Below are 21,760 nucleotides of genomic sequence, written 5' to 3'. Positions count from 1 at the left end.
GCTCCACTTTCTGGCAGGAACCTATGTCCCATACTCGGGCCTGTCAATCGTCTGATTCAGGAAGCTATACTATAACAGGGCTGCATTTTCGCCTGGTGGCCGGTGAGCCTTCGGAATCCTCACGGGACATGTCGTTTTGAACGCTTCGGCGATCGCTTTTTCTCCAAGGCCACAGTCGGCATGGCCATAGCCGCTCACGCTCTTGCCGTCCGTCACATCATAGATCGCGTTGTCGTCGCCTTGCGGGTTGGAGCTGTTTTTATTTACCCCCGCCGGGACATAATCGAGGCCGAGGGCGTGGCGCAACTTCCAGGCGATATTATGATCGGCGCACGAGGTGTCTCCGCTCACCCCAAGGGCTCCTACGATCCGTCCTTCGGAGTTGTAAAGGGCCAGGCCTCCACCGAAGACGCAAATGCCGCCGAGGACCTTCCCGACCATCGGGTCTCTTTCCTGCCCGAAACGGTCTGCATCGCCTGCATACGCTACTGCAGGATTCACGGGATTGCTGAACTGAATGCCATAGAGAAATCCGCCGGGCTGGGTGCCCGCATAGATATTGGCGGTAGACAAGGCAAGAGCCGGGAGGCTGAAGGCATTGGCGGTGTTCGCCTTCTGTGCCGCGATTACTCTGCTGCCCGGCCATTGATCGCCGAAGTGATCGCCCGTAAAGGTCACGGCATGTACCAATCCATCCCGACCCACGATCGCCGCCCACATATTGAGCGCCAATCCTCCGTTCGCCTTCGGGTCTCCAACCTTTACGACACTTTTTAACGCCGAGGTCAGCGAAGCGTGATCGGGAAGCCCGGAATCACTCTTTCCCGGCCGTCTCACGTAAGACTTTGCCGCCAAAGCCCCTCCAACGGCAATGCCAAGTGCGGTCAATCCTATCGATTTTTTCATCTCCGCCTCCTCAATTTATCATAGAGGGAAGGTAAGACAGAAACGCAAGTCCGTCGAGAGGTGGTATGGTCAATATCGGTGCAGCACAGTCCTATTCCTATTCATACTGTCCGAGAAGATTGGGGACATTGCATTTTCCTATCGAGCCCTTGTCGCATTTGGTCCCGTCCGTCCAGGTAGCGCCCGACAGGTCCGCGCCGGTGAGGTCGGCGCCGGACAATTTGGCTCCCTGCAGGTTCGCACCGGCGAAAAAGGCATCCGCCAGATTTGCGTCGGAGAGGTTCGAGTTGTGCATGTACGCGCTCGACAGGTCCGCCTTCGAGAGATCAGCGCCGGTGAGGACGGCCTCGGAGAGGTTCGCCCCCGAGAGGTCGGCTCCCTTCAATTTTGCGCCTGCCAAATCCGCTTTGCCAAGGTCGCACCATTGGCACTGCCCCGTTTTCAGGAGCTTGTCCCTGTCCGCCGCCTTGAAGGCTCGCAATGGTGCGCTTGAAAACCAGACGGCGCAAAGAACGGCACATAACACGAATACAAGTTTTCCTTCTTTCATGGACTCCCTGTTCTAAAAGGATTTTCCGTCCCCATCCTTTATCGCACCATGCGGGCGCCGGAGGCTTGCGGTGTTCGGACGTCGCTACCGGGTTACTCCGTATATGGCGGCTCGCCCTGGATTGAGCGAACCAGCTTGAGGGCATTTGACACCTGCTCCCTCGTTCCTCTGAACACGAGCCATACTCCTCCTTCCGCGCCGCTGACGCCCCCTGCACTCGACTGAAAGGCGGTTGCTCCCGTCAGTATTTTAATGGCCTCCAGCTCCGTGACGATCTCGCCCGTGAGGAGCCACAGGGAGGGAAGAACGTGACCGGGAAAGGGCGTCGACGAAGGGCCGGAGGGGGCGGGCAAGGATTCCATCGGCTCGCGCATCTTCAAGGTCAGGTCCACTATATCCCCTGCGACCAGCTTTTCGAGGCCGACCGGAATGACGAGGTGAGCCTTGCGTCCGATTATGTAGGGCATTGTGATCCCTGTCGTTCCCCCTGCCGGGTCGAGAATATTGACTGCCGCGAGCTTGTTCCTATAGTCCAGGGCGTTCGCCCCCTTCATGACCACGTCCCCTGCTTTCAACTTTTTCACGGCATCAGCAAGGGGGATATCGACTACCTTGCCTTTCTCCAGAACTATGTGGTTCACGGTTTGCCCTTTGAGCAGTTTTTTGGCTCCTTTTTCGGGTTCAATCCTTCCCGTCACATACGCGGTGTGGGAGACTTTCTGTCCGGTGATCTCCTCCGCCACGTAGGCATTGGTCGTCCCCTTGATGATAATGACCATACCGTTGGCAAGGGCATTCCTGACGATCGGCATCTGTGCCACGCCCTTGGCGATCAGCCTTTTGGAATCGGCTACCGTCAGAATCGCTCCGCTCTGGACAATCTTCGCCGGCTCCGCTGCCGTCAGCATTCCTGCCAAAACCAATTGAAGGAGCAGAATCGCCATGAGTACCACAAGTCTTTTTCCTGCATTACGATTAACCATGTTTTTTCCTCCCAGTTGTTTTAAACCGCCTCCAGGTAAACCCATCGCCACTTTAATACCGCGAAACGACCTCTTTGCGTATCTATCGCAACTTCCCTTTACCGTATGGCTCACCGGCCCGGGCCCATACCGGCCCATAAAGGGGGCAGGTATCCGCTTTCCTCCCACATCCGTGCCGCCTCCTCGATGGAGACCCCTTTCGGCTCGCAATGGCCGTCGTCACGCTCTCTCGGCAGCAGCATCCGGCACCCGTAGGGCCGGTCCGGTAGCGGCAGCTCGCAGCCCTTCGCATGATGAAAGGTGCAGCCCTTTTGCCGGTCGGGCTCTTTGTAGTGGGGCCGGATTACCCGTGCCGTGATGTGGGAGTCCATGAGTAGAATTATCGCATACCTGCCGCTGAGTAAGGCCGCTCTGAGATCCTCGGTCGATCCAAACTCCGAAGGCAGACAATGGCCGGGCTGGCGGCGGCAGCACTCCCCTAAGCAGCGCGCGCACATATCGGTCTCGGGGTAGCCGTTTATTTGTGTGATCCCGGATGCGCCGGGTCCTCGGGATTTAGACTCCATAATTAATCGGTTTTTGTGCCAAAATATTATCTTTCAATCGTGCTCCGATTTCAAGCCCTGGCCTTCATGCCTCACCCCAAATTAGGCGGTTTCTTTTCGATGGCGGTAGTAGCGAAGGGGGATCACGATGACAAAGAAGGGGATCATGTACATTGCGGCGACCAGCGGTTCCACGGGGCCGAAAAACTCAGACGAGAAGACGATCACCAGCACGTTGTTGAGGTTACCCAGCATGACCGCGCCGGCCACCTGATTCTCCACCGGTCCCTTGTGGAAAAATAGTATACCGACGACGCAATAAATTGCCCCCAGGATGAAGGCCACGACCGTCGCCATGATGATCACCGACGGCTCTTTTCTGAAGAAAGGGGCGTAGCGGTAGAAAACCCCCAGATTGATCAAGGCGAAGAGAAAAAGAGAGACGGGAAACTGGACTTTCAGGATCGGCGCCACAAGCCGGGGCAGCAGGTATCGGATGATTTCAACAACCACAATAGGAATAAAAACCACGGTAGCCAGCATCCGCAGCATGGACACGAAAGAAATCGCCACTTCCTTCGCGACCACTACCTTGATGAGGGCCGGTAACGTAAAAGGCGCCAGCGCCGAGGTAATCACCACCACGACCAGGACCAGGGCGCTGTTCCCCCGCACCATATTGGAAATCATAGGCGCGACGACACCCGTGGAAACTCCCGTCAAAAGCAGGGCGGAAAGGGCATAATCGGGTGCGAACAAGGAGAAGGCAAAATAGATGACCACGGGCAGCACGGCCAGTTTCATCAGGGTGAAAAGAAAAATCTCCACACTGTGGCCCTTGAGCGCTTTCCAGACGGAGGCGAGGTCGATGGAGAGGTAACTGAGAAAGAAATTGATCATGAGGGAGTAGAAAGGCAGGGCGCTGAAACGGGAACCGAAGTCAGGGAAAATGATGGACGTGGCCATGGAAGAGATAACCACGATGACCAGCAGAATATCTTTGAGACGGACCGGCGCGCGCATTACTATGGAATACCATCAGAACGCGCACCTTATCAACATGTTTACATCCGGGGTTCCCACCCGGCCGCGGACCTGATAGACTCGGCTTCCTCTTTCGATATCCCCAGGGCGAGTAGGAACCGGTGGTGGCCTTCCGGGGAGCGACGCTCGAATTCGAGGTGCCACGTCTTCATGGCCGCTTCATCCATTCCCGCGACCCGAAGCATTTCAACCCAGGCCTGTTTGTCGATTGCATTCGGCAGTGCCGGGCACGATTGAATTTTCTGCATTTTCCCGAGCAGGCGCTGCTGGGCCTGGAGGACGAGGATCTCCTTTCCGATCTCGTCCATGCGCCGCCTTACTATCGCTCCATGGGCATCCTCTTTCACCGACAGGACGTGACGGATATCCTCTATAGTCAGTCCTGCCCGGCGAAAGCTGCAGATTGCGGACAACCTTTCCAGATCGTCAGGCGAATAGACCCGATAGCCTGCGCCGGTGCGTTCCGACGGTTTTAACAAGTCGATGCGATCATAATAGAGTAAAGTGCTGCGGGAAAGGCCGAACCTCCGTGCTGCATCGGTAATGAGTACCATCTCTATCCTCGTTCTGTGTATAAAGGAACTGCCCCCGGCACCATACCGGGGGCAGTTCGCCTCAGGCCAGGCCTCTGATCTGAGTTATTTTTTCAGCGGACAATCCGAGCCATTCAAGGAAATTCTGGTGGCCTTCGGGGTTTTCGCTCTCGAACAGGGTGTGCCACTTCTGTATTGCTGCCTCATCCATTCCGACGGCGCCGAACCTTTTGACCCATTCCTCTACCGTTACCTTGTTTTTCATAGTCTCTTCCTTTCGTCTGTATTTTTTCGTCATGGCCATGACAAAGAAAGGCTACAGCGTGAAGTAGTAGACGGGTCAAGAAGAAAATCGAGAAAATTGCCCATACTCATTTTGATTTTTGAAGCTCTATCCCGTATTCGGGGTGCAGATATAGATCGAATAATGGAGAAAGGCTGAGAAGCCGGTCTCTGTTCTCACGAAGACGTCCTCCGGCACTGCGCGGTTCCTGGACAAGCGTTCACGAATCCGGTGAATGGCGGTCCGGTCGAGGTTATACCGCTCCATCAGGTCCGTATCCCTGAGCCGCAAGGGAGGGGCGGGAAGCACCGCCCGCACCCTCCACCCCTCCTCCCGAAGGCATTTACGGAGAAAGGCGACAGTGGGGTACCACTTCTTTGTCCCCATCATCCCGTAGAGGGTATTGGCGCAATTTGCATCCCGCGCGTGCGTGAAGGATGCGCTCTGATGAATGAAGTATTCCCCGGGCCCGGTTTGGGCGAGTATGTGGCGCAGGACAGGGCGCAGACCCTCCTTTCCGAAATAGTGCAGGACCGAGCGCATGACGAAGAGGCACCGTCCCCCTTCCGGGTCGATCTCATGTCGGGAAAAGGAGTCCACCGAAGCGCGAAGCAGTGTAAAACCCGCGGACCTCGCGGCATCGAGTTGCACGGGCGAATCATCGAGATTGAGAAGGGATACGTCCGGCCCGATGCCGGCCGAACGAATGCAGGAGAGCAGGGACCCGGTGCCGCCGCCAAGGTCGATGATTTTTGTCGCCCGTGATGTACAGGCGAAATCCCGGACTTTTTCGACCAAAGGCCCGGCGATACAGGGATCGGAGAAATACCCGTCGTGTACCCGGTTCCAGACGATGCCATGAAAACTTTTCTCTATGTCGATCTGATCGCTCATAAACCCCCAGGCCTCCAGGATATATGAACATTTCCAGGCAGCGAAAGCAAGAAGCAGAAAAGGCAGTCGTTAGTCTCTAGTCTCTAGTCGTTAGTAAAGACGAAAGCAAGGGACTCGTTTCGAGACCACATCCCAATCAGCCTCCTCTTTCACCGACGGCTAGAGGCTATCGACTAACACTATCGACAGCCTCTAGGCCCCCCCTTTTTTTCACTAGCGACTAGCGACTGCCTCTAACTAATCGACTGCCCCTAAAATCTCTCGAATTCATCGTCGAGATTGCCTTTGTCCAGCTTAAGGTCGACCCCGGCGAATTTACTCTCCTTGCCTTTTTTCGAAACTCTTTTAGCGAGGGCAGGGTGCTCCGGGATGGCTCCGGGTCTTTTTCCCGCGTTCACCCGCGGCTCTGAGACCCTCGGGTGCCCGACCTCGGTGCGATCTTCCACCTTGAAGAAGGAGACCGTTTCCTGAAGCTGTTCCGCCTGGCTCGAGAGCTCTTCGGCAGTCGATGCGATCTCCTCCGTGCCCGAGGCGTTCTGCTGAATTACCCGATCGAGCTGCTGGATGGCACCATTGATCTGTTCGGCGCCTGAATTCTGCTCATTGCTTGCCGCATTGATCTCGCTCACAAGCTCGGCGGTCCTCTGAATATCCGGGACGATACGGGCGAGCATCTCACCGGCCTTTTCCGCCACTTCTACACTGCTAACGGAGAGAGTACTTATCTCTCCCGCGGCCACCTGGCTTCTCTCTGCGAGCTTACGCACCTCCGAAGCCACCACGGCAAACCCTCTCCCGTGTTCACCGGCCCGGGCCGCTTCGATTGCTGCGTTCAGTGCCAGAAGGTTGGTCTGACGGGCGATTTCTTCGATGATCGAGATCTTGCCCGCGATTTGTTTCATGGCAGAGACCGTTTCCGATACTGCTTTCCCCCCATCACGCGCATCCTCGGCTGCTTTCAATGCGATCTTCTCCGTCTGCTGGGCATTATCGGCATTTTGCCTGATATTCGAGACCATCTCCTCCATCGATGAGGAGACTTGTTCCGCCGATGCCGCCTGCTCCGCCGCTCCCTGAGATATCTCTTCCGAGGTGGCGCTCATCTGTTTGCTGCCCGCCGCCACCTTGTCGGATGCCGATTTTACCTCTATTATGATGGTACGCAGTTTTTGCGCCATGTGATTCATGGCATTGCGCACCTGACCGATCTCGTCTTTCCGTTCCGTCTCGATGCTCATGAAAAGGTCCCCCTCTGCGAGATGGTTCGCGATAGGCACCAAATCGACGATAGGTCTCATGAGTCTCCGGACGAAAGCGATGAGCAGGAGGTTGACGACCACAATCAAGGCAAGGGCGATGCCACCGGTAACGAGCATCATACGGTTCAATGCCGCAAAATAATCACTCTTCGGTACGCCCACATACAGTACGCCCACCACATCGCCGTTTTTGCTTCGGATAGGATCATAGGCAGTGAAATACTCATTCCCCAGGATCAGGGCTTCGCCCCGGTAGGGGAGGCCTTTTTTGAAAATCGCCTCATGGGCCGCACCCTGCAGCTTTGTGCCCACCGCACGAGTCCCGTCGTTATTCAACACATTGGTTGAAATGCGTGTATCCTTCATAAAAATGGTTGCGGTCCCGCCGTAGAGGTCCTTGATCCGGTCGACTACAAGTTCGTCATCATTGAACACATAGGAGGTGTTGTCGGCCGGTTCCTTGCCGGAGCCGCGGGATGAAGCATTCAAGACCAATTTTCCATCCCGAATTTCCATATTTGCCGCCTTTATCTTTTCTCCGATCTTCATCTTGCTGCGAGCCATGGAGGCATCCTTCGACAATACCATCTCCCAAAAGACCTTCAGCCGGTTATCCAGCTCGATATTCGCTTTCTTGACAAAGTCGGTTCGTATCTCCCATAAACAGGCGACGGCAGTCACTGCAATGCAGATTATGGCGAGAAGAGAGCCGAAAATTGTAAACTGCTTTGTGAGACTCACATTTTTTAGAGACATGTTCCTTTCCCCCTCAGAATTTATCTGAATTTCCGCTTCATGCAATATCTTGAGAGCGGCCCGATATACCTTCTCTCCCGCCGGCTGCTCAAATTGAGACACGTGATCGCCCGGGGCCGCTTCTCCCAAGCGGTTTTTCCCGCGCTGCCGATAACTAATTATGGTATCGGATGAACAATGACGGGCTGAAGGATAGTTACAGGGTGTTTATTGGGGAGGCTTTCTCCCCGGTTCTCATGTGAGGGAGCTTAGATAGGAATGGAGGTTTACTTTTCTTCCATTGAGCCCCAGTTTACTCCGGATGCTCTTTCTGTGTGTTTCAACAGTTCCCGCCCCTACGCTCAAGATTTCGGCGATTTCTTTCGTGGATTTCCCTGCTCTGATCAAGGATGCCACCTTAAGTTCCATCGGGGTCAGCTGTGAGGCTAATGCCGCAATTGTAGTGATAAAAGGAGATATGATATCTTCCAGGCTGGATCGAATTATGTTGAGGTAAAGCCTTTGGTTATCGGCAAGGCGGGTATCTTCCAGCTTATCGAGGAAAGGGGATATTAACTGCCTCACATTAGTGAGGATCGAATTTTCGAGGCTCTCCCTGTCCGCCTCCTTCCGCTGAAGCAGCACTTTAAGCGCCGTATACGCCTCCTCGAGATTGATCGATTTCATCTGGAGGTCGTGCTCCCTCCTCTTCAGGGTCTCCAGCATAGAAGCTTGTTCGCTAATGTCCTGAATGGTTTCCGCGGCCCCGATGACAGCACCGTCCAAACCCCTGATCAGGGCCGCCGTAAGATGAAGCCAACGCTCTCCTTTCCCCGGAAACTTCAGAAAATCCGTTGCCTCATAAGCTCCATCAGTAAGGGCGGATTTGCCGACGTCGGACTGGTACCACCGGTAAATCTCCTCCGTATCGGCATCCACCACGAGGTCTACGAGACAGGGTCTCTCCATGCACCGAAAGAGCCTCAGATGATTGTCGGTGCCGATCATCTCCGAGCTCCCAAGGCCGGTCAACTGCTCCAGCGCCTTGTTCCAGAATAGGATCTTATGATTTTTGTCGATAACGAACTGAGGGATGGGTGAGCTATTGACGATGGCTTCCAGGAGGGATTCGCTCTTCGCCAGTGCTTCCTCCGCGGTCTGCTGCTTCACGATACCGCGCTCCCCGGACGGTGGCTCGCTCCGGGCAAGAGGCGCCTCGATCTCCGCTACCCTCAAAACCGCCTTTTCAAGTCGATCGAGAACTCGCGTCTTAGAGTCCTTTTCCCCTTCCATGTGACTTCCCCCCCCCGGAAAATCAGAATTTGTCGGAGCCGCGTGCCGGCGCCTTTTGGATTGAAAAAAAAGCAGACTGCCTGCCCCCGGTTCAACAAGGACTTCACCTAATTGTTAGATATCTCCGGGATTCTGTCAAGATAAAAGATCAGGAGTAATAATTTTATTTTGACTGTTTTTGAGGTGAAGGCCCCCCTATTTGACAAACGGAGTGAGAATACATATCTATTAAGAGACGGGGGATGTGGTATGTCTATTTACGAATATAAATGCAAAGCCTGCGGCCATACATTTAAGGATGTGGGGCACACCGAGGGGAAAGAGATCATCTGTCCTTCATGCACGAGCGACGAGGTCGAGAGAGCCGATCTCAAAACCGAGGCGCCCGAAAAGGGCGGCTGCTCCGGGCCCCGAAAGAGCCCTTTCAGGTGAAGATAAGATGCAAGGCGGCGGCGCTGCCTTATAGAGAAAATGAAGGGACCCGCTCTATAAAGATAAAGAAAACTTTAAGGAGGTCAATATGAGCAATGCGAAAGCGGTGGGCGATGCGGAGTTCGCCAAGGAAGTGATCGAGTCCCAGATTCCCGTGGTCGTCGATTTCTGGGCGACCTGGTGCGGGCCGTGCCAGGTAATGGGACCTGTGGTCGATACGGTTGCAGGAGAATATGAGGGTAAAATAAAAGTGCTGAAGCTGAACGTGGATGAAAACCCGGTTACTCCCTCAAAATATGGAGTGAGGGGCATTCCCACTCTCATCCTCTTTAATAAGGGTGAAGTGGTCGACCGGATCATCGGCGCCCAGCCTAAAAACGCAGTAGACACCCTGCTCAAGAAAGTAACCGGCTAATCCCGTCATAAAATGCAAAAAAAGGGCGGAGCGGTCAAGAGGGATTATCGCCCGCCTGATCGCTCCGCCCTTTTCCGTTTATTTTCCTTTTTCCTTCTCTTTCGTGGGGGTAAGGGTGACCCTCGCCCTCTTGAACTTGTCCCCCTCGACCACGGCCTTATCCTCGTTCACATAATAGGTGACCACGTCGCCGGTCAGCTTATCCTTGCCCTGAAAGACGACGACATTACCTTTCAGTACGATCTCACCTTTCCTGTTGTCGAAGATTGCTTCGTTTGAAGTGGCGGTCCGCTCCTGTTTTACGATCTTCACGTTGTTCTTCGCATACGCCTTGTCGATCTCATTTGATTGATCGTTCAAATAGGCCTCCATGAGGTCTGCGAATATAAAGAGGTCCGCCTGCTTGGCGATCACATTACCCTTGAAGACCACATATTTTTCTTTGTCGAAGCCCTCCATGGAATCGGAGACGATATCGATGGGCTTGGATTTATCGAAGAAATCGAGGTCCTTCTTCTTGTCCTTCTCCGCCGTCTTTGGGGTCGCCTTTCCCGCACCTTCATCCGGCGCCTTGCCTGCCTCGCCCTTTACGGCGGCGCTCATGGCCTTCTGGTCCTGATACATGCCCGGCGTTAGGTCGATGGTGCGCTTTTTCGTGGTGTCCGTGGTGTAGACCGTCTCGGGGACGGTCTGCTGCGGCTTCTCCCCGGCCTGTCCAACCGCGGCCTGCCGTCTTGGAAGCGCGGTGTCATGAGAGACCGAAGGCTGGGGCACCAGGTCTTCTTCGAAGATGAGGGATTCCCTCTTGTCGGGATCGGGCTGTTCGAGCAGGGCGGCCTCTATCTCGTTGGTCACCTGGGCATCAGGTTTGGTGGCCGGGACTGCCGGTTGTCCGGAGGGTGCGGCCGCCATGGCTGCCTGAGCGGGCGCGGGGGCCTTTGAGCCGGGCGCGGCCGGCTGACTCGCGGCTTGGGTTGCCTCTGCCCGGACCTCCGGGTTCAGGCGCTTCCGCTTGATGCCTTCCTCGTCATCCGGACCGCCGGCCAACCGGAGAGTTTTCCTCTCCCGGATGGTAGAGCGGGCATAGATGCTCCGGGGGTATTCGGCTTTCAATCTATCCGAATAAAGGTCGCTCTTTTCGGCAAAGGCGAGCTCCTTGTACGACATGGCCAGATAAAAGAGGGCTTTGTCCGTTCCCGGGGCATTAGGATACTTTTTCAGAAAATACTCGAGGCGCACGATCGCGGCGTTATACTGGTTCGTTCTGTAATAGAACTCGCCCACGTACAGCTCCCGGTCGGTAAGCTTCTGCTCCAGGTCTTTAAGACGCTCATCCACGAGCTTGATATACTGGTTTTTCGGATAACGGTTCTTAAGGAGGGTATATTTCTCGATTGCCTTCAGGGTATTGCCCTGATCCCGGTCGATGGACAGGGAAAGCCTCTCGTATGCCTCTCCAAGCCTCAGCAGGACGTAGGGAGCATTTTCGTCTTCGGGATGGGCTGCAATGAAGCCTTCATAGATAGTGGCTGCCAGCACGTAATCTTTTTTGTCGAAATGGGCGTCTCCCAGCTTGACCGCCGCTACCAGTGCGAGAGGGTCGAAGGGATAATTTTCCGTAATCTGGGAAAACTTCATTATTGCCTTATCGAACTTCTTTTCCTTCATCAGGTTCACGCCGTCCACGTAGAGGTCCCCGGGTCCCTGCTTCTTGACGGGCTCGCTCGCGCACGAGGCGAGAATGAGACATGCTATGAGAACTACAAGTACTTTTTTCATGGCCACATTATAACAGAATGGGGATTTTTATGCTACGCTTAATGGTGCGCATAGAAGATTTGATCGAGAGGGGTTTACACCTGTTCCACATTCCCGCCGGGGAGCCTGTGGTGGGAAAGCTCTCCTTTTATATAAAAGAGCTTTCGAAATGGAACGACCGGGTAAATCTCACCGGCTTCAAAGACATCCGTTCGATCGTGGAGGTCCTCCTCTACGACACCTTCTTCCTTCACACCCAAAGAGGACCCCTGGGAAGTACCCTCGACGTCGGGTCCGGCTCCGGGATCGTCGCCATCCCGCTCAAGATCCTGAACCCTGAAATGGAAGTCTTTGCCATAGACAGCAGCCTCCGGAAGGTCCAGTTCCAGCGCCATATCTCCCGAAACGTGCCCCTCGAGAAGTTCCATCCGATCCATGGAAGAATAGAATCCCTCGACCCCATTGGAGTGGACACGCTGGTGGCCAAGGCCTTCGGCCCCATCCCTAAAATATTAAGCCTCGGCGGCGCCCATTTGCGGGAAGGCGGCAAGGCCTATATCATGAAGGGCATGAATGAGGAGGCAGCGGAAGTCCCCGGCTTCACGCTGAAAGAGACGGTGCCCTACCGCCTGTTCTCTGCCGACAGGAGTTATCGTCTTTATATATATCTCAAACAGGCCGCCTGACCGCGACCGTTCTCTCTTCTGCCTGCCCCCATTTTACTTTTTTCGATCTCCCCCGCCTCTTCCTGTCCACCGCACCCGCGAAAGCGGGAAGGGACCATCCCTGCCGGCCCGGCCCTTTTTCGAATTATTCACAATCAAACCTTTTTTATGGTAAGGTAATGCAAGTCATGATCATCGCATTGGCAAATCAAAAAGGAGGGGTCGGCAAAACCACGACTGCGGTAAATCTCGCCGCATCGATCGCCGTGGCCGAGAGGAAGACCCTCATCATCGACCTTGACCCTCAGTGCAATACCACCTCCGGCTTCGGCATCAACTATAGCGGCCTTTATGCCCACATTTATCATGTCCTCATCGGCCTTAAGCAGATGAAGGAGATCATCCGCAAGACCCAGGTGCCCTACCTCGATATCGCCCCGGCGCACCCCGACCTCATCGGTGCGGAAGTGGAGATCCTCGACATGGAGGAGCGGGAATTCGTGCTCCGCAAGGCCCTTGTTTCCCTGAAGGAGGAATATGAGTACATATTCATCGACTGTCCTCCCTCTCTCGGGCTCCTCACCATAAATGCGCTCGCCGCCTCCGATTCGGTGATCATCCCCCTTCAGTGCGAATATTTTGCCCTGGAAGGTCTCGCGGGGCTGCAGAGGACGATCACCATTATTAAGAAGCGGCTCAATCCCGATCTCGACATCCTGGGGATCCTTCTCACCATGTTCGACAAGAGGAACAACCTCTCTTTCAGGGTATGGGAAGAGGTAAACAAATGCTTCAACCACGGCGTCTTCAAGACCGTGATACCGCGCAATGTGAAATTGAGCGAGTCTCCGAGCCACGGGAAGCCCGTGCTCCTCTATGACATCACATCGAAGGGAGCGGAAAGCTACCTCGACCTTGCATCCGAGATATTGGGAGGACGTTAAATGGCAAAAAAAGATCCACTGGGGCGGGGCCTTTCCGCCATACTGAAGGACGTGGAGGAAAGGGGCGGCAGCAAGCTCATCGCCATTGACCAGATAACCCCCGGCGCCACCCAGCCGAGACTTTCAATAAAAGAAGAAAGCCTTCTGGAGCTTGCCCAATCCATCAGGGAAAAAGGGCTCCTCCAGCCGATCATACTGAAGAAGAGAGAAAAGGGCTACGATATTATCGCGGGTGAGCGCAGGTACCGTGCCGCGGTCATGGCGGGACTTTCCGAAGTGGCTGCCGTGATAAAGGACGTGGACGACCGGGAGGCCCTGGAGATCGCCCTCATCGAAAACCTGCAGCGCGAAGATTTGAATGCCGTGGAGATCGCGGTGACCTACCAGAAATTCGTGGACGAATTCAGTTATACTCACCAGGACCTTGCAAAAAGGATCGGGGTGAACAGGAGCTCGGTCACCAACTATTTAAGGCTTCTCAAGCTTCCGGAATGGGTGCGCCATTTAGTCTCGGAGGGGAAGCTTACCCAGGGGCATGCGAGGACGCTCCTCGGCCTTAAAAATGAAAAAGAGCAAAAAAAATTCGTAGACAGGGTCCTGCAAGAGGGGGCCTCCGTGCGCGACCTCGAGAGGGCGGCGAGGAAGAAGCCCGGTCCCGAACGGTCCAGGTACGCGGATATGGAGGAGAGCCTCACCGATATCCTCGGCACCCGGGTGACGGTCACGCACAAGAAGAACAAGGGTAAGATAATCATTGAGTTTTTCTCTGAAGAAGAGCTCGAAAAATTAATTGAATTTTTTTCCTCCCCCAGACAATAAATAAATTGCATAAGATCAATTTTTGTGATACAAGTTTAATGCACTTGTGAAAATATTCTTTTAGGTCAAAGAACGGAGTGGTCCAATGATAAAGTTCGACTCGACTCTACTCGTTCAGTTTGCGAACATCCTCGTGGTGATGGTAATCCTGAACTTTTTTCTCTTCAAACCTGTACTCAAGGCTATCGAAAAAAGGCGAAAGACTATAAGCTCCCTTTTCGAGAAAGCCGGCGACGTGAAGCAGGAAACGGTCAAGCTGGAAAAGACCTATGATGAAGAGACGAAGGAGCGGCGAAAACCGATCCTCGAAGTTCGCGACACCTCCATGGCCGAGGCCCATAACGTGTCTCAGGCGATCATCGACAAGGCGAGAAAAAACCTGGCCGATGAGCTTGCGCGTTTTAAGGCGGAGATAGGCGGAGAGACCACGAGGCTCCGTGGCGCCCTCATGGCGGACGTGGAAAAGCTCGCGGGCGAGGCAGCGCAAAAGATTCTGAAAAGGAGCGTCTAACCATGCATCTCTCGGAACCGTTGAAATGGACCTTCCAGATCGCCAATTTTCTCATTCTCGTGGGATTACTCGTGAAGTTCGGCGCAAAACCCTTCAAGGAATTCTTTCTGAACAGACATAACAGGGTCAAGGAGCAATTGGAAGAAGCCGACCGGCTCGTGAGCGAAGCCTCCGCAATGAAAAGCGAGTACGAGGCGAGGCTTGCCAGGCTCGATTCTGAAATCGACGCATTCAAGGCAAAAGTAGCCGAAGAGACTGCCAGGGAAAGCCAGAAACTCCTCGAAGAGGGCCGCGCCTTTGCCGCCAGGATTCAGGAGCAGGCGAGAATGACCTACGAGCAGGAGCTGAGAGAGGTCGCGGGCAAAGTAAAAGGGGAGATCGCGAAACTCGTGATGGAGAAGGCGGAAACCCTCGTGACGGAACGATTCGGCAAAGGCGACAACGATAAGATGGTCGAAGAGTTCATAGAAAAGCTAAGGAGTTTAAATTGATACACCAGTCCATCGCCAGGAAATATGCACGGGGCCTTTTCAATGTAGGAGAAAAGGACGGGAAGTTCAGGGATTATCTTGAAGAGCTCACCTCGATCGTGACCCTTTTCCAGAAAGAAGAGAAGCTCGGGAGGGCGCTCATGCTGCCTATCCTCGAAGTGGAAAAGAGGAAAGAGCTCCTCTCCGACGTCGTGAGGGCTATGGGCATTTCCGCGCCGGTCTCCAATATACTCGCCATGCTCATGGAGAGGAACAGGATGACCTATCTGCCCATGATGAAAGAAGCCTATTCCGATCTCGTGGACGAGAAGGAAGGAAAGGTGAAGGGCACCATATGGTCCGCCTTCCCCCTGGACAGCGCGATGCTGGCCCGGATCGCAGAGGTCCTCAAAGAAAAGTGGCAGAAGACGGTAATCCTCAATCCGGTGGAAGATAAAAGCCTCCTCGGAGGCATAAAGATCAACGTGAACGGCACTATCATAGACGGCAGCGTCAAAAGGCAGCTTGAGACATTGAAGGAAAATATTCTGAAGGAGTAAATTCGATGGAGATCAAAGCAGACGAGATTAGCAGGATCATTGAGCAGAAGATTTCGGGTTTCGAGAGAGAAGTGGATCTTCAGGAAACCGGCGTGATCATCTCTATAGGTGACGGTATCGCCAGAATATATGGTCTCGAGAATGCCATGGCCGGCGAGCTGCTGGAATTTCCTCACGGCATTACAGGGATGGTGCTCAACCTCGAAGAGGATAATATAGGCGCCGTCATTTTTGGAGAAGACTATAAGATCAAGGAAGGCGACCTGGCCAAGAGGACCGGAAGGATCGCCCAGGTGCCCGTGGGCGAAGCCCTCGTGGGCAGGGTGGTGGACGGCCTCGGAGTGCCCATTGACGGCAAGGGTCCCATCGAGGCGCAGGAATACCGGAACGTCGAGCAGACCGCACCGGGCGTCGTAGTGCGCCAGCCCGTGAAGGAGCCGATCCAGACAGGCATCAAGGCCATCGACTCCATGATCCCCATAGGAAGGGGCCAGAGGGAGCTGATCATCGGCGACCGTGGTACGGGAAAAACGGTCATCGCCATCGATACGATCATCAACCAGAAGGGCAACAATGTCTTCTGCATCTATGTGGCCATCGGACAGAAGCGCTCCTCCGTGGCACGGACCGTCGACCTTCTCACTAAATACGGCGCCATGGAATATACGACAGTAGTGGCGGCAACCGCGAGCGACTCCGCTCCCCTTCAGTACCTGGCGCCCTTCGCAGGTACTTCCATGGGCGAATATTTCCGTGACTCGGGAAGGCATGCCCTCATCGTCTACGATGATCTTTCAAAGCACGCCGTGGCATACCGGCAGTTGTCCCTGCTGCTGAGGCGTCCGCCTGCGAGAGAGGCCTACCCGGGCGACATCTTCTATCTCCATTCGAGGCTGCTTGAAAGGTCGGCCAAGTGGGACGACGCCCATGGCGGCGGCTCTCTTACGGCCCTTCCCATTATCGAAACCCAGGCCGGCGACGTATCCGCATATATTCCCACGAACGTCATCTCCATTACGGACGGCCAGATCTACCTTGAGCCCGAGCTTTTCTATGCCGGAGTAAGACCTGCGATCAACGTGGGTATTTCCGTATCGAGGGTCGGCGGCAACGCCCAGATCAAGGCCATGAAGCAGGTGGCCGGAAGACTTCGCCTCGACCTCGCCCAGTACCGCGAGATGGCTGCCTTCGCGAAGTTCGGAAGCGACCTCGACAAATCGACCCAGGCGCTGCTCGCCAGGGGCTCCAGACTCACGGACCTTCTGAAGCAGGGCCAGTACTCGCCGATTCCCGTCGAAAACCAGGTGGTCCTCCTCTATGCAGCGGCGAACGGCTTCATCGACCTCTATCCTGAGACTGCTCTCAGAAAATATGAAGATCAGTTAAAGGCCTTCGTGGAAAAAGAGCATTCCGGACTCCTCAAGGATATCCGCGAGAAGAAAGAGATCACGTCCGCGATCGAGGAGAAACTGGAGAAAGCGCTTAACGCCTTTAAAGCGGTCTTTACCTACTAAATCATTAGGGACGCGAGATGGCAACTCTAAGGGATATTAAGAGAAAAATAAGCAGTATCGACAGCACCCAGACTATCACACGGACCATGAAGATGGTTTCGGCATCCAAGCTGCGCAGAGCGCAGGCGGAGCTCGAGAAGACGAGAGCCTATGCGCTCAAGATGGAAGACCTCGTGAGGAGGGTGGCCCAGAAGCTTCCCGCGGGTAGTCATCCGCTGCTCACTCCGAGAGAAATCATCAACAAGGTGCTCATCGTCTCGATCGCCTCCGACAGGGGGCTGGCCGGCGGCTTCAATACGAATGTCAGCCTGGCCGCCCAGAATTTCGCCCTTCAGAACAAAGACAAGTACGATCGCATCGCGGTCTACGTCATAGGAAGAAAGGCGAAGGACTACCTTCAGAGAAGGAAGGTCGACATCGCAAAAGAGCTGACCGACATCAAGAAGGTGGACCAGGGCCTGGTGGATACCCTTGGGACCGAGCTTATCGATCTTTATCTCGGTGGAGAGTTCGATAAGGTCTACCTCTCCTATACGCGGTTCATCACCCCTATCAAGCAGGAAATCATGTTCGACGAGTTCATCCCGTTGAGCATGGGTGAGGCCGCCCAGGGCGACGACACGGGGGATTACCTCTATGAGCCGTCGCGGGAAGGGATCGTAGAGGCCCTTATTCCGAAATACATCAGCACGAAGATCTATTACGCCCTGATCGAATCTCAGACGTCGGAACACGCGGCGCGAATGGCGTCCATGGAGAATGCGACGAGCAACTGCGGCGAGATAGTGAAATATCTCACCCTCGTCTATAACAAGAGAAGACAAGAGAGCATAACCAGCGAAATGATGGACATCGTTGGCGGTGCGGAAGCCTTGAGAGGAACTTAATAAGGAGGACGGCATATGAGCACGGAGGTACAGGGAAAGGTTGTCCAGGTAATAGGAACGGTCGTCGATATCAGATTTCCAGCCGACAACCTTCCACCCATATATGGTGCTGTATATATCACCAATCCGACAATTAACGATAAGCCCGATAACCTTGTTCTGGAAATAGCCCAGCATGTGGGCGACAGCGTGGTTCGGTGCATCGCCATGGAGACTACTGACGGGCTGCTCCGCAGTCAGCAGGCGACATACAAGGGAACCCAGATTACGATCCCCGTGGGGAAAGAGATCCTGGGCCGGGTGCTCAATGTCATCGGTAATCCCGTGGATGGCCAGGGCGAGGTGAAAACCGCCATGACCTATCCGATCCATAGGGCCGCACCGATTCTCACCCAGCAGAACACGAAAGTCGAGCTCCTCGAGACGGGCGTGAAGGTTATCGACCTCCTCGAACCCTATTCCAAGGGCGGAAAAGTCGGCCTCTTCGGCGGCGCCGGCGTGGGCAAGACAGTCGTTATCATGGAGATGATCCATAACATCGCCATGCACCACGGCGGCATCTCGGTATTTGGCGGCGTGGGTGAGAGAACGAGGGAAGGTAATGACCTCTGGCTCGAGATGAAAGGCTCAGGCGTTCTCGACAAGACAGCCCTTATCTACGGACAGATGACGGAAGTCCCGGGCGCAAGGGCGAGGATCGGGCTCACCGCTCTGACCGCAGCGGAATATTTCAGGGATGAGGAAGGACAGGACGTGCTCCTCTTCATCGACAACATATTCAGATTCACCCAGGCAAACTCCGAGGTATCGGCCCTTCTGGGAAGAATGCCGTCGGCCGTGGGTTACCAGCCCACGCTGGCAACCGACCTTGGCGAGCTCGAGGAGAGGATCACCTCGACGCTCAAAGGATCGATCACATCGGTTCAGGCGATCTACGTGCCTGCAGATGACCTTACCGACCCTGCGCCGGCAACGACATTCGCCCATCTTGACGCGACCACGGTTCTTTCCCGTCAGATCTCGGAGCTCGGCATCTATCCCGCAGTCGACCCCCTCGACTCGACAAGCCGTATTCTCGATCCCCTGATCGTAGGCGAGGAGCACTATGCGGTGGCCCGTGAAGTGCAGAGGATCCTCCAGAAATATAAAGATCTTCAGGACATCATCGCCATCCTCGGTATGGACGAGCTGTCGGAGGAAGACAAACTCGTAGTAGCAAGGGCCAGAAGGATCCAGAGATTCCTGTCCCAGCCCTTCTTTGTTGCCGAGCAGTTTACCGGTACGCCCGGCAAATACGTGGCCCTGAAAGATACGATCCGCGGCTTCAAGGAGATCGCGGAAGGAAAGCATGACGATCTGCCTGAGCAGGCTTTTTACATGGTCGGAACCATCGAGGAAGCGGTCGAGCAGGCAAAAACCCTTATGGGGGCATAATAGTGAACAGTCTCAGCCTTGAAGTGATAACTCCTGAAAGGGTCGTGGTGAGAGATGAGGCGGAAATTGTAGAGGCCCGCGGCGCACTCGGTGACTTCGGAATTCTTGCGGGACATATTCAGTTCCTCACCACGATCGAAATAGGCGAAATACGATACGTGAAAGACGGGGTGGTAAAAAGCCTCGCCACAAGCGGCGGATTCTGTGAAGTCCATGACGACAAAGTGACGCTTCTTGTCGATACCGCTGAATTCGCCCATGAGATCGATGTTGATCGGGCGAAAAAGGCCCTCAGCCGGGCCGAGTCGGCACTGAAGGAGCTTTCCCAGGAAGAAGAGGAGTACCGGAGGCACGAGTTGGCCCTCATGAGGGCGATCGCAAGGATCAGCGCGGCATCCGGGAACCAGTAGTCCTTCCGTTGTCCCGGGGGAAGGACCGATTATAACGGTCATAACGAGCGAATGGAACGGCGGAGGCGATTCACCTCCGCCGTTATTTCTCTCCGGCCCCTCGGAAGTGCGCTTCACGATTGAAAAATCATTTCAGTTATTTTTCATCGGATATAGTGAAAATCTCCGCAGAAACGCTTAAGTTAAGAAAGGATCGGGCCGTCGGGTTTCCCGCGTTCTCTCCTTCGGGCTCTTGACTAGGTTCGGTCTCATCTGCTAGCATTGATTAATTATAAAATGTATAGAGAATATTTCGGCCTCAAGGAGAATCCCTTTTCCATTGCTCCGGACCCCCACTATTTTTATCTGAGCGAGGGGCACCGGGAGGCCTTGGCCCATCTCGTCTACGGGATCGAAAGCGACGGGGGCTTTATCCTGCTCACCGGAGAGGTGGGGACGGGAAAGACCATGGTCTGTCGCTGTCTCCTAGAGCAGATGCCGGATAATAGCGACATTGCTTTCATTCTCAATCCCAAGCTGACAGTCCCCGAGCTCCTTGCCACCATGTGCGATGAATTCGGGATAGCCTATCCTGAAGGAACAGTCAGCAACAAGGTATTCATCGACGGCATCTACAGCTATCTCCTGGAAACGAACGCCAGGGGGCGGCGGGCGATCCTGATCGTGGAGGAGGCTCAGAACCTGAGCGTAGAAGTCCTGGAGCAGGTGCGGCTGCTCACCAATCTCGAGACGAACGAACGCAAGCTTCTCCAGCTCATCATGCTCGGTCAGACCGAGCTTCGTGACATGCTGGCCCGGCCCGAGCTGAGACAGCTCTCCCAGCGGATTACCGCGCGGTACCATATGGGCCCCCTAGCAAAAAAGGAGATATCGAAGTACGTACGGCACCGGCTTAAGGTGGCGGGAATGACAAGGGGCACCCTCTTTACCGAGAAGGCCATGGGACTTCTCTGCCGTGTGAGCGGCGGGATCCCCAGGCTGATCAACGTGATTTGTGACCGGGCCCTGACCGGCGCCTATGTAGAGGACAAGGATAAGGTGGACAAAAAGATCCTTCTCAGGGCGGCACGGGAGGTTTCCGGCGAAAATCTGTGGTGGCGGCCCCTGTTCCGGACTCATTGGAAGACCGGATTCATGTATGCCGCCATTCTCGTGATCCTGGGCGTAGGCGCATTCTACGTCTCATCGAAAAATACCATTTCTGCCCCGACCGCGTCCCCGGCGGTATCGTCGTCCCCGGCAAAGGCAGCGCCCGCGACAGCCGCTCCTGTTCCAAAGCCCTTCAGCCTTGAAATACCACCCACCCTTACGGGTGCACAGGCAGGCCATGTGGTCCGTCAGGCCCTGTTCGGGATGTGGGAAATCTCCTACGACGCCGGCGACAGCCGCTCGGTCTGCCGGCAGGCGAGTTCACAGGGAATCAGGTGTACCGAGGAGAGAGGGACATTGAGCAGCCTGCGCAGGTTTAACAGGCCCGCGCTCCTCACCCTCCGCAATGGGAAAGGGGGCGGTGAGTACGAGGTCCTCGTCACTGCGCTCAAAGGTGAGACTGCCGACGTCAGGGTGGGCAACGACAGCGGAGAGGTTCATTTGAATGAGCTCCTGCCCCGGTGGAGCGGTCAATATCTCATCCTCTGGCGACCACCCTCAGGCTACGAAGCCGATGTGGCGAAAGGCAGCAGCGGGCCCCTGGTGGCATGGATCGACCGGCAATTGGCGCTTCTTGAGGGGCGGACGGTACGCCCCGGTCGCGAACCCGTGTATGATAAGGAGATGGAAAGACAGGTGACGAAGTTTCAAACCACGGTCGGGCTTACGGCCGACGGTGTCGCAGGGGCCAAGACCATCCTGTGCCTTATGGATGCGGCCGGAGCCGGAGGACCTTCTCTCGGTGCGCGGAGGACGACCAGGTAAAA

24 protein-coding genes are annotated in these 21,760 nt (G+C 55.0%); 13 read left to right on the top strand and 11 right to left on the bottom strand.

The window, feature by feature from the left end; genetic code table 11:
• Nucleotides 1-69: 69 nt before the first annotated feature.
• The 10 genes from VGJ94_16150 to VGJ94_16105 all read right to left on the bottom strand — a co-directional run bounded on the left by VGJ94_16150 (nucleotide 70) and on the right by VGJ94_16105 (nucleotide 9,025).
• Complete coding sequence (locus tag VGJ94_16150) at nucleotides 70-906, bottom strand: heme-binding protein (protein ID HEY3278150.1); 837 nt, start codon at nucleotides 904-906, stop codon at nucleotides 70-72.
• 97 nt (nucleotides 907-1,003) lie between these two features.
• Nucleotides 1,004-1,456, bottom strand: a complete 453-nt coding sequence (locus VGJ94_16145; GenBank protein HEY3278149.1) for a pentapeptide repeat-containing protein — start codon at nucleotides 1,454-1,456, stop codon at nucleotides 1,004-1,006.
• A 92-nt stretch (nucleotides 1,457-1,548) separates the two neighbouring features.
• On the bottom strand, nucleotides 1,549-2,439 hold the full coding sequence (locus VGJ94_16140; protein ID HEY3278148.1) for a hypothetical protein: 891 nt from the start codon (nucleotides 2,437-2,439) through the stop codon (nucleotides 1,549-1,551).
• Nucleotides 2,440-2,549: 110 nt separating this feature from the next.
• On the bottom strand, nucleotides 2,550-2,810 hold the full coding sequence (locus VGJ94_16135; GenBank protein ID HEY3278147.1) for a hypothetical protein: 261 nt from the start codon (nucleotides 2,808-2,810) through the stop codon (nucleotides 2,550-2,552).
• 276 nt (nucleotides 2,811-3,086) lie between these two features.
• Nucleotides 3,087-4,007, bottom strand: coding sequence for a hypothetical protein (locus VGJ94_16130; GenBank protein ID HEY3278146.1), 921 nt, complete (start codon nucleotides 4,005-4,007; stop codon nucleotides 3,087-3,089).
• 41 nt (nucleotides 4,008-4,048) lie between these two features.
• Nucleotides 4,049-4,582 carry a MerR family transcriptional regulator gene (locus tag VGJ94_16125; GenBank protein ID HEY3278145.1) on the bottom strand — a complete coding sequence of 178 codons (534 nt, stop codon included), beginning with the start codon at nucleotides 4,580-4,582 and terminating at the stop codon, nucleotides 4,049-4,051.
• Nucleotides 4,583-4,643: 61 nt separating this feature from the next.
• Nucleotides 4,644-4,826, bottom strand: a complete 183-nt coding sequence (locus tag VGJ94_16120; GenBank protein ID HEY3278144.1) for a hypothetical protein — start codon at nucleotides 4,824-4,826, stop codon at nucleotides 4,644-4,646.
• Between the two features lie 126 nt (nucleotides 4,827-4,952).
• Nucleotides 4,953-5,738, bottom strand: a complete 786-nt coding sequence (locus VGJ94_16115; GenBank protein HEY3278143.1) for a class I SAM-dependent methyltransferase — start codon at nucleotides 5,736-5,738, stop codon at nucleotides 4,953-4,955.
• Between the two features lie 251 nt (nucleotides 5,739-5,989).
• Nucleotides 5,990-7,753 carry a methyl-accepting chemotaxis protein gene (locus VGJ94_16110; protein ID HEY3278142.1) on the bottom strand — a complete coding sequence of 588 codons (1,764 nt, stop codon included), beginning with the start codon at nucleotides 7,751-7,753 and terminating at the stop codon, nucleotides 5,990-5,992.
• 234 nt (nucleotides 7,754-7,987) lie between these two features.
• Nucleotides 7,988-9,025 (bottom strand): LuxR C-terminal-related transcriptional regulator, encoded by a 1,038-nt coding sequence (locus VGJ94_16105; GenBank protein ID HEY3278141.1) that lies wholly within the window; start codon nucleotides 9,023-9,025, stop codon nucleotides 7,988-7,990.
• 249 nt (nucleotides 9,026-9,274) lie between these two features.
• Between VGJ94_16105 and VGJ94_16100 the strand changes: the two genes are divergently transcribed.
• Together VGJ94_16100 and trxA are read left to right on the top strand one after the other, a co-directional pair.
• Nucleotides 9,275-9,457, top strand: coding sequence for an FmdB family zinc ribbon protein (locus VGJ94_16100; protein HEY3278140.1), 183 nt, complete (start codon nucleotides 9,275-9,277; stop codon nucleotides 9,455-9,457).
• Between the two features lie 88 nt (nucleotides 9,458-9,545).
• Entirely contained in the window at nucleotides 9,546-9,872 is a 327-nt protein-coding gene (gene trxA / locus VGJ94_16095; protein ID HEY3278139.1) for a thioredoxin, read from the top strand.
• 78 nt (nucleotides 9,873-9,950) lie between these two features.
• On the opposite strand, the gene lptA is transcribed toward trxA, so the two are convergent.
• Nucleotides 9,951-11,651 carry a lipopolysaccharide transport periplasmic protein LptA gene (gene lptA, locus VGJ94_16090; protein ID HEY3278138.1) on the bottom strand — a complete coding sequence of 567 codons (1,701 nt, stop codon included), beginning with the start codon at nucleotides 11,649-11,651 and terminating at the stop codon, nucleotides 9,951-9,953.
• Between the two features lie 29 nt (nucleotides 11,652-11,680).
• On the opposite strand from lptA, the gene VGJ94_16085 reads away from it, so the two are divergent.
• The 11 genes from VGJ94_16085 to VGJ94_16035 all read left to right on the top strand — a co-directional run bounded on the left by VGJ94_16085 (nucleotide 11,681) and on the right by VGJ94_16035 (nucleotide 21,758).
• On the top strand, nucleotides 11,681-12,316 hold the full coding sequence (locus VGJ94_16085; GenBank protein HEY3278137.1) for an RsmG family class I SAM-dependent methyltransferase: 636 nt from the start codon (nucleotides 11,681-11,683) through the stop codon (nucleotides 12,314-12,316).
• Between the two features lie 158 nt (nucleotides 12,317-12,474).
• The gene (locus VGJ94_16080) at nucleotides 12,475-13,239 is read left to right on the top strand and encodes an AAA family ATPase (GenBank protein ID HEY3278136.1); all 765 of its coding nucleotides are present in this window, start codon (nucleotides 12,475-12,477) and stop codon (nucleotides 13,237-13,239) included.
• Complete coding sequence (locus tag VGJ94_16075; protein ID HEY3278135.1) at nucleotides 13,240-14,058, top strand: ParB/RepB/Spo0J family partition protein; 819 nt, start codon at nucleotides 13,240-13,242, stop codon at nucleotides 14,056-14,058.
• A gap of 85 nt (nucleotides 14,059-14,143) precedes the next feature.
• Nucleotides 14,144-14,569 (top strand): ATP synthase F0 subunit B, encoded by a 426-nt coding sequence (locus VGJ94_16070; protein ID HEY3278134.1) that lies wholly within the window; start codon nucleotides 14,144-14,146, stop codon nucleotides 14,567-14,569.
• A 2-nt stretch (nucleotides 14,570-14,571) separates the two neighbouring features.
• Nucleotides 14,572-15,060 carry an ATP synthase F0 subunit B gene (locus VGJ94_16065; GenBank protein ID HEY3278133.1) on the top strand — a complete coding sequence of 163 codons (489 nt, stop codon included), beginning with the start codon at nucleotides 14,572-14,574 and terminating at the stop codon, nucleotides 15,058-15,060.
• A complete protein-coding gene (gene atpH, locus VGJ94_16060) occupies nucleotides 15,057-15,599 on the top strand; it encodes an ATP synthase F1 subunit delta (GenBank protein ID HEY3278132.1) in 543 nt (180 codons plus the stop codon). The genes VGJ94_16065 and atpH overlap by 4 nt, the downstream gene beginning before the upstream one ends.
• A gap of 5 nt (nucleotides 15,600-15,604) precedes the next feature.
• A complete protein-coding gene (gene atpA, locus VGJ94_16055; protein HEY3278131.1) occupies nucleotides 15,605-17,113 on the top strand; it encodes a F0F1 ATP synthase subunit alpha in 1,509 nt (502 codons plus the stop codon).
• A gap of 17 nt (nucleotides 17,114-17,130) precedes the next feature.
• Nucleotides 17,131-18,000, top strand: coding sequence for an ATP synthase F1 subunit gamma (atpG, locus tag VGJ94_16050; GenBank protein HEY3278130.1), 870 nt, complete (start codon nucleotides 17,131-17,133; stop codon nucleotides 17,998-18,000).
• Nucleotides 18,001-18,015: 15 nt separating this feature from the next.
• The gene (atpD, locus tag VGJ94_16045) at nucleotides 18,016-19,434 is read left to right on the top strand and encodes a F0F1 ATP synthase subunit beta (protein HEY3278129.1); all 1,419 of its coding nucleotides are present in this window, start codon (nucleotides 18,016-18,018) and stop codon (nucleotides 19,432-19,434) included.
• Nucleotides 19,435-19,436: 2 nt separating this feature from the next.
• Nucleotides 19,437-19,844, top strand: coding sequence for a F0F1 ATP synthase subunit epsilon (locus VGJ94_16040; protein ID HEY3278128.1), 408 nt, complete (start codon nucleotides 19,437-19,439; stop codon nucleotides 19,842-19,844).
• Between the two features lie 276 nt (nucleotides 19,845-20,120).
• Nucleotides 20,121-21,758 carry an AAA family ATPase gene (locus VGJ94_16035; GenBank protein HEY3278127.1) on the top strand — a complete coding sequence of 546 codons (1,638 nt, stop codon included), beginning with the start codon at nucleotides 20,121-20,123 and terminating at the stop codon, nucleotides 21,756-21,758.
• The last annotated feature ends 2 nt before the right edge of the window (nucleotides 21,759-21,760 follow it).

Source organism: Syntrophorhabdaceae bacterium, from assembly GCA_036504895.1.
In the GTDB taxonomy this organism is placed as follows: domain Bacteria; phylum Desulfobacterota; class Syntrophorhabdia; order Syntrophorhabdales; family Syntrophorhabdaceae; genus PNOM01.
The sequence above is the reverse complement of the archived record's forward strand: the minus strand, read 5'-3'. Positions and strand labels throughout refer to the sequence as shown.